Source organism: Actinoplanes sp. NPDC049598, assembly GCF_040675435.1.
Lineage (GTDB): Bacteria > Actinomycetota > Actinomycetes > Mycobacteriales > Micromonosporaceae > Actinoplanes.
Map to the genome: position 1 here is coordinate 521,282 of NZ_JBFAOX010000003.1, position 12,328 is coordinate 533,609.

At 69.0% G+C, this 12,328-nt stretch carries 13 protein-coding genes; 6 read left to right on the top strand and 7 right to left on the bottom strand.

Features of this window, described 5'->3' with window-relative positions:
- Positions 1-80: 80 nt before the first annotated feature.
- Positions 81-587 carry a DUF402 domain-containing protein gene (locus tag AB0J66_RS11220; RefSeq protein ID WP_364658567.1) on the top strand — a complete coding sequence of 169 codons (507 nt, stop codon included), beginning with the start codon at positions 81-83 and terminating at the stop codon, positions 585-587.
- Here the strand turns inward: AB0J66_RS11220 and sigJ are convergent.
- Positions 567-1,448: an RNA polymerase sigma factor SigJ gene (sigJ, locus tag AB0J66_RS11225; RefSeq protein WP_364658570.1), complete on the bottom strand. Its 882-nt coding sequence runs from the start codon at positions 1,446-1,448 to the stop codon at positions 567-569. The two genes, AB0J66_RS11220 and sigJ, sit on opposite strands and share 21 nt — an antisense overlap.
- A 107-nt stretch (positions 1,449-1,555) precedes the next feature.
- On the opposite strand from sigJ, the gene AB0J66_RS11230 reads away from it, so the two are divergent.
- From AB0J66_RS11230 to AB0J66_RS11240, 3 genes are all read left to right on the top strand, one after another.
- A complete protein-coding gene (locus tag AB0J66_RS11230; protein WP_364658573.1) occupies positions 1,556-2,509 on the top strand; it encodes a hypothetical protein in 954 nt (317 codons plus the stop codon).
- A 79-nt stretch (positions 2,510-2,588) separates the two neighbouring features.
- The gene (locus AB0J66_RS11235; protein ID WP_364658575.1) at positions 2,589-3,215 is read left to right on the top strand and encodes a DUF47 family protein; all 627 of its coding nucleotides are present in this window, start codon (positions 2,589-2,591) and stop codon (positions 3,213-3,215) included.
- Between the two features lie 3 nt (positions 3,216-3,218).
- On the top strand, positions 3,219-4,226 hold the full coding sequence (locus AB0J66_RS11240; protein WP_364658578.1) for an inorganic phosphate transporter: 1,008 nt from the start codon (positions 3,219-3,221) through the stop codon (positions 4,224-4,226).
- A gap of 40 nt (positions 4,227-4,266) precedes the next feature.
- Here AB0J66_RS11240 and AB0J66_RS11245 read toward each other — a convergent pair whose 3' ends face one another.
- On the bottom strand, positions 4,267-4,722 hold the full coding sequence (locus tag AB0J66_RS11245) for a MarR family transcriptional regulator (protein WP_364658580.1): 456 nt from the start codon (positions 4,720-4,722) through the stop codon (positions 4,267-4,269).
- Positions 4,723-4,888: 166 nt separating this feature from the next.
- On the opposite strand from AB0J66_RS11245, the gene AB0J66_RS11250 reads away from it, so the two are divergent.
- A complete protein-coding gene (locus AB0J66_RS11250) occupies positions 4,889-6,187 on the top strand; it encodes a Fic family protein (protein WP_364658582.1) in 1,299 nt (432 codons plus the stop codon).
- A gap of 7 nt (positions 6,188-6,194) precedes the next feature.
- Here the strand turns inward: AB0J66_RS11250 and AB0J66_RS11255 are convergent, their stop codons facing one another.
- Complete coding sequence (locus AB0J66_RS11255; protein WP_364658585.1) at positions 6,195-7,172, bottom strand: Gfo/Idh/MocA family oxidoreductase; 978 nt, start codon at positions 7,170-7,172, stop codon at positions 6,195-6,197.
- A gap of 44 nt (positions 7,173-7,216) precedes the next feature.
- Here AB0J66_RS11255 and AB0J66_RS11260 point away from each other — a divergent pair, with 44 nt between their 5' ends.
- Positions 7,217-8,011: an NUDIX domain-containing protein gene (locus AB0J66_RS11260; RefSeq protein ID WP_364658588.1), complete on the top strand. Its 795-nt coding sequence runs from the start codon at positions 7,217-7,219 to the stop codon at positions 8,009-8,011.
- A 33-nt stretch (positions 8,012-8,044) separates the two neighbouring features.
- Here the strand turns inward: AB0J66_RS11260 and pstB are convergent, their stop codons facing one another.
- From pstB to pstS, 4 genes are read right to left on the bottom strand one after another with little or no spacing between them, the layout of a single operon-like run.
- Positions 8,045-8,821 carry a phosphate ABC transporter ATP-binding protein PstB gene (pstB, locus tag AB0J66_RS11265; RefSeq protein ID WP_364658590.1) on the bottom strand — a complete coding sequence of 259 codons (777 nt, stop codon included), beginning with the start codon at positions 8,819-8,821 and terminating at the stop codon, positions 8,045-8,047.
- Positions 8,822-8,833: 12 nt separating this feature from the next.
- Positions 8,834-9,916 (bottom strand): phosphate ABC transporter permease PstA, encoded by a 1,083-nt coding sequence (gene pstA, locus AB0J66_RS11270; RefSeq protein WP_364658592.1) that lies wholly within the window; start codon positions 9,914-9,916, stop codon positions 8,834-8,836.
- Positions 9,913-10,983: a phosphate ABC transporter permease subunit PstC gene (gene pstC, locus AB0J66_RS11275; RefSeq protein WP_364658594.1), complete on the bottom strand. Its 1,071-nt coding sequence runs from the start codon at positions 10,981-10,983 to the stop codon at positions 9,913-9,915. The genes pstA and pstC overlap by 4 nt, the downstream gene beginning before the upstream one ends.
- A 47-nt stretch (positions 10,984-11,030) precedes the next feature.
- A complete protein-coding gene (pstS, locus tag AB0J66_RS11280; RefSeq protein WP_364658596.1) occupies positions 11,031-12,125 on the bottom strand; it encodes a phosphate ABC transporter substrate-binding protein PstS in 1,095 nt (364 codons plus the stop codon).
- Between the last annotated feature and the right edge of the window lie 203 nt (positions 12,126-12,328).

A 12,328-nucleotide genomic window follows, 5' to 3' on the forward strand; every position in this document is an offset into this window, starting at 1 on the left:
CTTTCTTCTTCGTCGCTGCGGGCACGCGCAGACGGTACCCGCCACCACCGACAGAAGCCGACCACCGTTAGGGTTCTCGCATGCCGAACGAGACGGTCCGGGTCGTCTACACGAAGTACGACGGTTCGGCCCACCGGGACTATCCGGCCCGCGTGTTCGACGAGGACGACCTCGGTGTCTGGGTGGGCGTCACCCGGGGCACGTCGTCGGTCTACCACGGCCGGCCGAGCGTCGAGCAGATCCCGTTCGTCCTGCTCATCCCTCATCATGCCTGGTGGACGGGGATGTTCAACCCGCCCCCGCGGACCAGCGAGGTCTACTGCGACATCACCACGCCGGCGCGGTGGGAGGGCGACACCGTGCACATCGTCGACCTCGACCTCGACGTGGTGCGCCGGCGTTCGACCGGCGTGGTCGAGCTGCGCGACGAGGACGAGTTCGACGAGCACCGCGCCCTGTTCGGCTACCCCGATGATCTCGTCCGGGAGGCCCGCGCGGCCGCCGACAAGCTGCTGGTGGCGCTGGGCGACGGCACCGAGCCCTTCGCCACCCACTTCCACAAATACCTACAGAAGGTCGCTGACTAACAGCTTCGTGGGGTTCAGCTGCTGGAACATGCCGGTGATGCGGCCGTCGGAGACGGTGAGCCCGAGGGCGGCCCGCATCGGCCGCCCGTCGGCGTAGTGGCCGAAGGCGTAGACCCCGGGCATCCCGTTGACCATCGCCGGCACGAAGGTGGCGTCGGCGCCGAGCCGCTTGCCGTTGAGGATGCCCAGGAAGAAGCGGGCCACGTGGTCGGCCCCGACGACCGGGCGCCGGGCCGTGTTGAACCAGCCGCCGCCGTCGCTGATCGACACCACGTCGGGGGCCAGCACGGCGACCAGGTCGCGGACGTCTCCGCCGTCGACCGCCTCGAGGAAGGCGGCCAGCACGCGTCGTTGCTCGGCCGGGTCGCTGGTGTGCCGTACCTGCCCCTCGGCCACGGCCCGCCGCCCGCGCGAGGCGTGCTGCCGGGCGGCCTCCTCGCTGCTGCCGAGGACCTTGGCCACTTCGCCGTACGGAACCGCGAACGCGTCGTGCAGCACGAGGGCGACCCGCTGCTCGGGGGTCAGCCGCTCGAGCACCACGAGCAGGGCCAGGCCGACCTGGTCGCGCCGCTCGGCCTGTCCGGCCGGGTCGCCGTCGGGGTCGACGAAGAGCTCGGGCAGCCACTGACCCGGATAGGCCTCGCGGGCGACCCGGGCCGACTTGAGCACGTCGAGGCAGAGCCGCCCGGTCACGGTGGTGAGCCAGCCGCGCAAGTCGCGGATGCCCTCATCCGCGTTCTTGGAGTAGCGCAGCCACGCTTCCTGCACCACGTCCTGGGCCTCGGCGGCGCTGCCGAGCATCCGGTAGGCCACCGCGAACAGGTGCGGGCGGTGGGTCTCGAACTCCTCGACGGGCGGCATGGGGGAATTCTGCGCGAGATTGCCCGGCGAGAGGTAGCACATGTGACACAGTGAAAATGCGCATTTCGGACTAATGCTGATTTTGAGCCAGTACAGGATGGTGTGCTGTGAACGACGCCGTGACGATCGCGAGTGGCCTCGCCGGGGTCGCGGCCGTGGCCGGGGCGGTCACGGCCGTGGCGCTGGCCCGCCGGCCCGGCCCGTACCAGGCCGCCGGTCACGCGATCGCCCGCCCGGCCGACCTCGACCCGCTGCCGGTCGTGCTCCGGCACGGCCTGGGCGGTCTCACGGTGCCGGTCACCCCCGGACCGCACGGGGAGCTCTTCCTCGGCCCCGGAGCGCCCCAGCCCGGGCGTACGCTGCGCCGGCTCGTGCTCTCGCCGCTCTTCGCGCGGATCCGCGCCCACGGCGGCCGGCTCGCGCCTCAGCAGCAGGTGCCGTTCCGCCTGGTCGTCGAGTTCACCGGGGCCAACCGCGACGCGGCGGCGCTGCTGCACGCGTACCGCATGCTCGATCAGCAGCTGCGGGACCACTCCGCCCTGCTCAGCCACTACGACCAGGGCGAGCTGGCCCCGGGGGCGGTCACCGTCTCGATCACCGGCATCGTCGACGTGCGGGAGCTGCTCGCCGCGGACCAGGTGCGGTACGCGTTCGCCGAGGGCACGTTCGACGACATCGGCTCCCGGGCGGCGCCGGCCGGGCTGGTCCCGATGATCAGTGAGCCCTGGGGCCGCCGGTTCGGCTGGGACGGCTGCGAGCCGATCTCCGCCGAGGAGCGCCACCTGCTGCACGCGCTGGTCCGGTCGGCCCACGAGGACGGGCGTACGGTCCGGATCTCCGGTCTGCCCGACGGGTCCCGCTCCGCCCGCCGGGCCGTCTGGACCGAGCTCGGCGAGGCCGGCGTGGACGTCATCGCCGACACCGACCAGCGCGGACTCGCCCGGCACCTGCGCCGTCACCCGGTCAGCCGGTGGGTGGCGCGGGAGCCGCTGCCGACCCGCGCCGTCCGGCGCACCTCCCCCCGGCCCACCGCCCCACGTCGTTCCGGCACACCCGTTTAACAGGCGAACGAAAGGTAAACCACGGGAGGCCTTAGCATTCCTGGAGATCCATCCCCAGCTTGCCGATCGAGGTCGCCCCGTGAAGTTTTCATTCCGTCCCGTCGAGGGAGCTTTCTACGAGCTCTTCACGAAGGCGGCCGCCAACCTCGTCAAGGGCACCGAGCTGCTCAACGAGCTGGCTTTGCCCGGTGTCGACGTGCAGTCGGTCAGCGACCGGCTCACCGACGTCGAGCACGACAGCGACCAGATCACCCACGATCTCTACAAGAAGATCAACTCCACCTTCATCACGCCGTTCGACCGCGAGGACATCTACTCGCTCGGCTCCCAGCTCGACGACGTGATGGACCACCTCGAGGCGGTCGGCAACCTCCTCTACCTGTACGGGCTCACGGAGCTGCCCTCGCTTCCGCGGGAGATGCACGAGCTGGTCGACGTCCTCGACCAGCAGGCCAAGATCACCGCTGACGCGATGCCCAAGCTGCGGGCCATGAAGGGCCTCGACGAGTACTGGATCGAGATCAACCGCCTCGAGAACGAGGGCGACCGCTCCTACCGGATGCTGCTGGTCCGGCTCTTCTCCGGCGAGTACGACGCGCTGACCGTCCTGAAGATGAAGGAGGTGGCCGACGAGCTCGAGGCCGCCTGCGACGCCTTCGAGCACGTGGCCAACACCGTCGAGACCATTGCGGTCAAGGAGTCCTAGACCTTGTCGCCCGAGCTCATCGCCGTCCTGGCGGTCATCATCGCCGCGATGGCGTTCGATTACACCAACGGCTTCCACGACGCCGCGAACGCGATCGCGACCAGCATCAGCACCCGCGCCCTGACCCCGCGGATCGCCCTGGCCATGGCCGCGATCGGCAACTTCATCGGCGCCCACCTCGGCGGCGAGGTGGCCAAGACCGTCGGCGAGGGCCTGGTCAAGCTGCCGATCGGGGTGCCCAGCCTCGGCGTGGTCTTCGCCGGGGTGGTCGGCGCGGTCGCCTGGAACCTGATCACCTGGTGGTTCGGCCTGCCCTCCAGCTCCTCCCACGCCCTGTTCGGCGGCCTGGTCGGGGCGACGCTGCTGGCCAGCGACGGCATCGTGCAGTGGGGCAACATCGTCCAGAAGGTGCTCATCCCGATGGTCGCGTCGCCGGTCGTCGGCTTCGTCCTCGGCTTCATCGTGATGATCGCCATCATGTGGATCTTCCGGCGCGGCAACCCGGGCCGGCTCCACCGCGGCTTCCGGGTCGCGCAGACCCTCTCCGCGGCCGCCATGTCGATCGGGCACGGCATCCAGGACGCGGCCAAGACCATGGGCATCGTGGTGCTGGCCCTCTACACGGGTGGCTTCCAGTCCAGCGCGACGCACATCCCCTGGTGGGTCTACATCACCACGGCGACGATGCTGGCCCTGGGCACGTACTCCGGGGGCTGGCGGATCATCCGTACCCTCGGTCGCAAGATCATCGACCTCGGCCCGGCCGAGGGTTTCGCCGCCGAGACGGTGGCCAGCTCGGTCCTCTTCTTCAACGCGTACGTCCTGCACGCCCCCATCTCGACCACCCACACGATCACCTCGGCGATCATGGGCGTGGGCGCCACCAAGCGACTGAACGCGGTCCGCTGGAACGTGGCCGGCAACATCGTCGTCGCCTGGGTGACCACGTTCCCGGCCGCCGGCCTGATCGCCTGCGGCATCTACCTGGCCGTACGCCCGCTGTTCGGCTGACCGCCGAGGTCATCCACCGGGCGGGCCGGCCGTTGCCCGGCTAACCGTCGGCGTCCTCGCCGAGATCCGCCCGGAGCCGGTCGTTGGCCCGCTCCAGGGCGCTCAGCACGATCGCCCGCTCGGCCACCGTGGCCGACCCGATGATCTGGTCGGCCAGGTCGTTCCAGGCGTCCTCGATCCGCGGCACCAGCTTCAGCCCGGCCTCGGTGATCACGATCCGCACCTGCCGCCGGTCCCCCGGCACCGGCTCCCGCCGGAACCACCCGCCGGCCCCCAACCGGGCCAGACTCCGCGTCGCGGTCGGCGGCTCCACCCCGAGCCGCGCCGCCAGCTCGGTCACGGTCATCCCGTCCGGCTCCTGCGCCAGATTCCAGAGCAGCACATCCTGTCCCGGGTGCAGCCCCAGCTCCCCGAGCCGCCTGGCCTTGGCCACCCGATACAGCTGACTCATCCTGTTCAGCGCCGAATTGACGCGCATGACCTCGACGCTCTTCACCATCGAAGGATAGCCAGCTAACGATCTTGCCGCAGCACAACCCAATAGCCGGCTAACGATCCGCTGACGTAAAGCCGATAACTCTTAACCTTGCTCAGACCCCTCAACAAAGAAAGTTTAAGGGCTATCCTTTCTCAGACCAGCCTCCAGCGAGAGGATAAGGACTATGGCCGAGCTTCGTGAGGCCCGCTGGGACCGGTCCTGGGACGCGCCGGCCCGCCGCGACAGGCAGGGCGGCCACTACGCGACCTACATCCCGGACAGGTTGGTGACCCGGCCGGTAGTAGTTGGCCTCGAGTTGGCGCAGACGGCCGCCCGGGTCGAGACGGCCGTTCGTGGGCTCGCCGACGCACCGGGGTCGACGGGTCTTGAAAGCCTGGCACGCTTCCTCCTGCGCTACGAGGCGATCGCGTCCTCCCGGATCGAGGGACTACAGGTCTCCGCGCAGCAGGTGGCTCTGGCCGAACTGGCCACCACAGAAGATGCGCCGATCGCCGGCTTCAACGAGAACGCACGCCTGGTCGCCAACAACATCGTCACTCTGCGGCAAGCGGCGGGCGATCTGGCCTCATACGACCTCATCGGGCCGGAGAACTTCTGCGATCTTCACCGGGCACTGCTCCCCGACCATCCTCAGCAGGGGCTCAGAGACAAACAAAACTGGATCGGCGGCAGTGACTGGCACCCCTTGCAGGCAGATTTCGTCCCTCCGCCGCCCGAGGAGGTCACCGGTCTGGTCGAGGACCTAGCCAACTATCTGAGCGGCGCCATCCACGCTCCGCTCGTCCAAGCCGCCTTGGTGCACGCCCAGTTCGAGACGATCCACCCCTTTGCCGACGGTAACGGGCGGGTCGGCCGGGCCTTGATCCATACCGTTCTGACGCGACGAGGGCTCACCCGCGCCGCTGTTCTACCGGTCAGCCTCGTGCTGCTCACCAGATCGGAGGAGTATGTCGCCGGGCTGACCGCCTACCGCTATATCGGGGCGGCTGACGGCGCGGAGGCCGCCGTTGGTGTGAGTACATGGCTGCAGACATTCCTGCGCGCTGTGGAGGTAGCAGTCGAGCAAGCTCAACAGTTTGTTACCCAGCTCGCCGATCTTCGCCGGCAATGGATTGAAAGTTATCTGGCTCATCGGTTCGACGGCGGCGCGACGCGACAGCCTCGGACCAACTCGGCTGCGATGCGACTGCTGCCCCTGCTTCCCGAAGTCCCAGTCACGACACCCCAGTCGGTACAGCGGCTGCTGGACGTGTCCGCCCCGGCCGCGCGAGCGGCCCTGGAGGAATTGGCCGGCGCCCGCATTCTCAGCCGGAAGGCAGTGGATCGGGGAACGACTGCCTATCTCGCTCGGGAGGTGTTCGACCTGCTCACTTTGACCGAGCGGCAGTTGGCCAGCACGCGCTGGGACACCCGGGAGTCAGCACCGCGACGGCCTGCCCCCGCGCGTCCACAGAGCCGATGAGCATCCTTCAGTAAACGACGCCGATCTGGTCGCGGATGGTGTCCAGGAGGGTCATGACCTCCAGCGTGGTGGCGTGGGGCATGAGGGGGCTTTCCGGCTCGCCGGCCAGGAGGGCGCGCTGGACCTCGGCCGCCTCGAACTGGTAGCCGCTGCCCTCGAAGGGGAAGTCGAAGGTCTCCGGGGCTTGGCCCGCACGGTGCAGCACGAACGAGCGCGGCACGAAGAAGCCGGAGGGCAGCTCGATCCGGCCCTCGGTGCCGGTGATCGTCGCGTTGTTGCGGCTCTCGCCGTTGATGCTGCAGGTGATGGCGGCGACCGCGCCCGGCTCGTAACCGAGCAGCACGCCGGTGTTCTCGTCGACCCGCTCGGGGGTCAGGTGGGCCCACGCCTGCACCGAGGCCGGCGCGCCGAGGATCAGGTGGACCAGGTTGATCGGGTAGACGCCGAGGTCGAGCAGGGCGCCGCCGCCCAGCTTGGGGTTGCGCAGCCGGTGCTCGGCGTCGAACGGCCCCTGCAGGCCGAAGTCGGCGTGGATGGCGCTGACCCAGCCGATCGCGCCCTCCTCCACCAGTTCGCTGATCTTGCGGATGGCCGGGTTGAGGCGCATCCACATGGCCTCCATGAGGAAGACGCCCTTCTCCCGGGCCGCCTGGATCACCTCGGCCGCGGTCAGCAGGTCGAGCGTGATCGGCTTCTCGACCAGGACGTGCTTGCCGGCCTCGATGCAGAGCAGCGCCGCCTCGGCGTGGAAGGCGTGCGGGGTGGCGATGTAGACGACGTCGACGTCGGGGTCGGCGGCGAGGTCGGCGTACGAGCCGTGGGCGCGGGCGAAGCCGTACCGCTCGGCGAACGCGGTGGCGGTCTCCGCCGAGCGCGATCCGACGGCGGCGAGCTCGGCCCCGGGCACGAGCGGCAGGTCGGCGGCGAACGTGGCGGCGATCCCGCCGGGGCCCAGGATGCCCCAGCGAACCTTCTGTGCGGTCATGATCCTTACGCTATCCTTCGGACCCCTTCCGGTGTGAGGATCGAATGGTGACCGACTCGACACCGTTCAGCCTTCCCCCGGCCATGGTCAAGAGGGCGCGCGAGTTCCGCGGCACTCCCGCTCCCGTCCGCGACGCCGCCACCGTCGTGCTTCTGCGCCCTTCGGGCGGTTCCTTCGAGCTGTACGCGTTGAAGCGCGCCACGACGATGTCCTTCGGCGGCCTCTACGCGTTCCCGGGCGGCGGCGTGGATCCGTCGGACCGCCCGGAGACGATTCGGGACGACTGGTCGGAGCTGCTCGGCGTGCCCGGCGAGCGGGCCCGGGCGGTCGTCGGCGCCGCCGCCCGTGAGCTGTTCGAGGAGGCCGGCGTTCTGCTGGCCGGACCGGCCGGGCAGCCCGGCCGCACGGTCGGCGACGTGGGCGCCGGCGCCTGGGAGGCTGAGCGGGCGGCCCTGGCGGCGCGCGAGCTGACGTTGACCGAGCTGCTGGGCCGGCACGGGCTGCGCCTGCGTGACGATCTGCTGCTCCCGTGGGCCCGCTGGATCACCCCGGAGTTCGAGCCGAAGCGGTTCGACACCTGGTTCTTCGTGGCTCTGTTGCCGGAGGGGCAGACGGCCCGGGACGTCTCCGGGGAGAGCGACGGCACCACGTGGGTCAGCCCGGCGGCCGCCGACGGCCTGGCCATGCTCCCGCCGACGCGCTCGACCGTGAGCTCTTTACGCCCGTACGGCCGGATTGCCGAAGTCGTCGCGGCCGCGAGTCGCCGCAACGCCGCCATCCCGGTCCGGCCTCGCGTGGAGTTCACCGAAGACGGCGGCGCCCTGCTGCACATTCCTTGAGCAGCAGGGCGCCTTCGCTTCATACGGAAAGACTCAGCCGAAGCGGCCGGTGATGTAGTCCTCGGTCTTCTTCTCCGACGGGTTGCTGAAGATCTTCTGCGTGTCGTCGTACTCGATCAGGCGGCCGGGGTCGCCCGTCTTGTCGATCGAGAAGAAGCCGGTCTTGTCGCTGACCCGGGCCGCCTGCTGCATGTTGTGCGTGACGATGATGATCGTGAAGCGGTCCTTCAGCTTGAACATCAGGTCCTCGATGGCCAGCGTCGAGATCGGGTCGAGGGCCGAGCACGGCTCGTCCATCAGCACGACCTGGGGCTCCACCGCGATGGTGCGGGCGATGCAGAGACGCTGCTGCTGGCCGCCGGAGAGGCCGGCCCCGGGCCGGTTGAGCCGGTCCTTGACCTCGTTCCAGAGGTTGGCCGACTTGAGCGACTGCTCGGCCGCGTCGTCCAGCACGGACTTCTTCTTGACGCCGTTGAGCTTGAGCCCGGCGACCACGTTCTCGTAGATCGACATGGTCGGGAACGGGTTGGGGCGCTGGAAGACCATGCCGATCAGCCGGCGGACCGCGGTGACGTCCACGTCCGGGTCGTAGATGTTCTGGTCGTCGATGGTGAGCCGGCCCTCGATGCGGGCGTTCGGCAGCACCTCGTGCATGCGGTTGATGGACCGCAGGAACGTCGACTTGCCGCAGCCCGACGGCCCGATCAGGGCGGTGATCGTCTTGGGCTCGACGGTCATCGAGATGCTGTCGATCGCCTTGAAGTTGCCGTAGTACGAGCTGACGTTGCTCGCCTCGATGCGCTTGGCCATGGGGGATACCTCTTATCGGAGACTGGAGCGGCGGGCGAGCAGCTTCGCCGCGATCGTCAGGACGAGTACGAGAGCGACCAGCGTCAGGGCGGCGGTCCAGGCCCGCGCCGGCGCGTAGCGGGAGGCGTCGGCGGCCTGCTGGTAGACGAAGAGCGACAGCGACTGCTGACCACCCGCGAACGGGTCGAAGTTGATCGCGGCGGCGCCGCCCGCGACCAGCAGCACCGGGGCCGTCTCGCCGGCCGCGCGGGCGATCGAGAGCATCACGCCGGTGACGATGCCGGGCAGGGCGGTCGGCAGGACGACCTTGACGATCGTCTTCCACTGCGGCACGCCGAGGGCGTAGGCGCCCTCGCGCAGCGGGCCGGGCACCAGCCGCAGCATCTCCTCGGTGGACCGGACGATCGTCGGCAGCATCAGCACGGTCAGCGCCAGCGAGGCGGCGAAGCCCGAGAATCGCGGCGTCCCGTTGTTGAACCAGGGGCTGACGATCAGCACCCAGAACGACAGGACGAACAGACCGGCCACGATGGACGGGATGCCCGTCATGACGTCGACGAAGAAGCGGACCGTGGTGGCGAACTTGCCCCGGCCGTACTCGACCAGGTAGATCGCGCCGAGCACGCCGAGCGGCACGGCGATCAGGGCCGCGATGCCGACCTGCTCCAGGGTGCCGATGATGGCGTGGTAGGCGCCCCCCTCGGGGTCCCGGGCGCCGATGTTGTTCATCGAGGTGCTGAAGAAGTTGCCGTCCAGACGGGACACGCCCTTGGAGACCAGCGTCCACACCACCGAGGCGAGCGGCAGGATGGCCAGCACGCAGGCGCAGTAGATGGCCGCCTGCCACATGCGGTTGCGCGCGGCGCGGCTGCCCTCGATGCGGCCGGCCACCACCTGAAGACCGATCAGGTAGAACACGACGCCGAGGACGGCGACGAGCACCCAGTTGCCGATGCCGGTGGGGAACACGATCGCCGCGGCGATCGCGAGGGCGGCCACCGCGATGCCGATGTTGTACAGCAGCGGCAGCTTCCGGGTCCGGATGTTGTCCGGCGTCATGACGACGTCGGACGCCTCGTTCTGCAGAAGGGTCATGCCGCACTGTCCCGGAACTCGCGCCGACGGTAGATGATCGCCCGGGCGGCCATGTTGACCACGAGGGTGATCGCGAAGAGCACCAGGCCGGAGGCGATCAGGGCGCCGCGGCCGGTCTCGTTGGCCTCGCCGAAGGCGTTGGCGATGTTGGCGGCGATCGAGTTGCCGCCGTTCTCGATGATGTTGGCCGAGATGTTGAAGACCACACCGAGGGTCAGGGCCAGGGCGATCGTCTCGCCCAGGGCGCGGCCGAGGCCGAGCATCACGGAGGCGATGACGCCGGGCTTGCCGTAGGGCAGGACCGCGGTGCGGACCATCTCCCACTTGGTGGCGCCCAGGGCGAGGGCGGCCTCCTCGTTCATGCTCGGGGTCTGCAGGAAGACCTCGCGGGAGAGCGAGGTGACGATCGGCAGCACCATGATCGCCAGCACCAGGCTGCCGAGCAGGACGGAGCGGCCGAACGGGCCGTCCCCGCCGAAGATCGGGATCCAGCTGAAGTACTTGTTGAGCCACTCGGAGAAGTTGCGGACCGGCTCCATGAAGACGTCGCGGCCCCACAGGCCGAAGACGACACTGGGCACGGCGGCCAGCAGGTCGATCACGAAGCCCAGCGGCGTGGCCAGCCGCTTGGGCGCGTAGTGCGAGAGGAACAGCGCGATGCCCAGGGCGATGGGCACCGCCACGAGCAGGGCGATCACCGAGGTCAGCACGGTGCCGTAGGCCAGCGCCGCGATACCGAACCGGGGCTGCGTCTCGTTCGGGAACCACTGCTTGAAGCTCAGGAAGTTCTCTTTGTCGGCGCTGATGGCCGGCGCGGCCTTGGAGATCAGGAAGACCGCGATGGCCACGATGATGACCAGCACCATCGCGCCCGCGCCCACGGACAGGCCCCGGAAGCCGCTCTCCATTGAGAAGCGCTTCTTCTTGGGGAGGGCGCCACCGCCGCCGAACGGGGGTTCTTCGTAGCTGCTCGGGGATACGCCGGAGCCGGCGGCCCGGGTGTGCTTTGCTGTCACACCCAGGTCGCCGGCGGTGGCGTTCTCCGAGCGGGAGGGGTAGTCACCCATCTGCTCGCTCGCTGTCGTCTCGGAGGGATTTGACTATCTGGTGACGGTCAGGCGATCGAGGCGACGGCGGTCTCGACCTTGGCCCGGATGGTCTCCGGCAGCGGCGCGTAGCCGAGCTCGCCCAGGGCGTTCTGGCCACCGGTGCTGGAGGTGTAGGCGAAGAAGTTCTTCAGCGAGGCGGCCTTGGCGCTGCCCTTGCTGCAGACGATCTCGTAGGTGACGAGAACGATCGGGTACGCGCCGGCGGTGGTGGCGTTGTAGTCGATGCTGAGCTTGAGGTCGTTGCCGGTGCCGGTGATCTTGGCGCCCTCGATGCCCTTGCCGGCGCTGGCGCCGGTCAGCTCGGTGTACTCGCCCGCGCCGTTCTTGATCTTGGCCTTCTGCAGGTCGCTGTTCTCCGCGTAGGAGAGCTCGACGTAGGAGATGGCGCCCGCGGTGCTCTTGACCGCGCTGGCCACACCGTCCGACTTGGCCGCACCGGTGCCGCCCTTGGCCTTCCAGGCCTTGGCGTTGCCGTAGGTCCAGTCCTTCTCGGCGGCCTTGCTCAGGTACTTGGTGAAGTTGTCGGTCGTGCCCGACTCGTCCGAGCGGTGCACGGCGGTGATCGTGGTGTCCGGCAGCTTGGCGCCCGAGTTCTGGGCGGCGATCGCCGGGTCGTTCCACTTGGTGATCTTGCTGTCGAAGATCTTGGCGAGGGTCGGCGCGTCGAGCTGCAGACCGTCGACGCCGTCCACGTTGTAGACGACCGAGATCGGGCCGACGACCATCGGCAGGTTGAGGGCGGCGCCACCGGCGCACTTGGCGTCGGCCTGCGGCTGCTCCTCCTCCTTGAGGGCCGAGTCGGAGCCGGCGAAGTCGGCCGTGCCCGCGATGAAGGCCTGGATGCCGGCGCCCGAGGCGGTCGCCTGGTAGTCGACCTTGGCGTCCGCGCACTGCGACTGGTAGGTCTTGATCCACTCGTCCATGGCGTTCTTCTGCGCCGAGGACCCCTGGGCCGTCAGGCTGCCCGCAACACAGTTGCCGGCAGCAGCCGAAGCGCCGCTGTCACTCGACGGCTCGTTGTTGTCCGAGCCGCACGCCGTAAGCGCGAGCGTCGCAGTCAGAGCAATGCCGGCGATGTAACCGGACCGCTGGAACTTCACAGTTTTCCCTCTCAGGGTGGGGTGCACACCGGCGCGTCGCACCGGCACACCACGAAAACTAAGCAGGGGAGGTAGCCGGTTACCTGGCCATTGGTGAACTGGCGGTGAACAGGTCCACGCCTGAAAATGGCCTTCGCCTGAGGGCGAGTTGTCCGTTCCGTGAACTGAGTGACCAGAGACGGAATTGTCGGATATACCGGGGC

Coding starts and splice junctions, on each gene's coding strand:
- pstC (WP_364658594.1), bottom strand. CDS start 10,983: ATGGGTGACTACCCCTCCCGCTCGGAGAACGCCACCGCCGGCGACCTG.
- AB0J66_RS11220 (WP_364658567.1), top strand. CDS start 81: ATGCCGAACGAGACGGTCCGGGTCGTCTACACGAAGTACGACGGTTCG.
- sigJ (WP_364658570.1), bottom strand. CDS start 1,448: ATGCCGCCCGTCGAGGAGTTCGAGACCCACCGCCCGCACCTGTTCGCG.
- pstA (WP_364658592.1), bottom strand. CDS start 9,916: ATGACCCTTCTGCAGAACGAGGCGTCCGACGTCGTCATGACGCCGGAC.
- AB0J66_RS11250 (WP_364658582.1), top strand. CDS start 4,889: ATGGCCGAGCTTCGTGAGGCCCGCTGGGACCGGTCCTGGGACGCGCCG.
- pstB (WP_364658590.1), bottom strand. CDS start 8,821: ATGGCCAAGCGCATCGAGGCGAGCAACGTCAGCTCGTACTACGGCAAC.
- AB0J66_RS11255 (WP_364658585.1), bottom strand. CDS start 7,172: ATGACCGCACAGAAGGTTCGCTGGGGCATCCTGGGCCCCGGCGGGATC.
- AB0J66_RS11260 (WP_364658588.1), top strand. CDS start 7,217: ATGGTGACCGACTCGACACCGTTCAGCCTTCCCCCGGCCATGGTCAAG.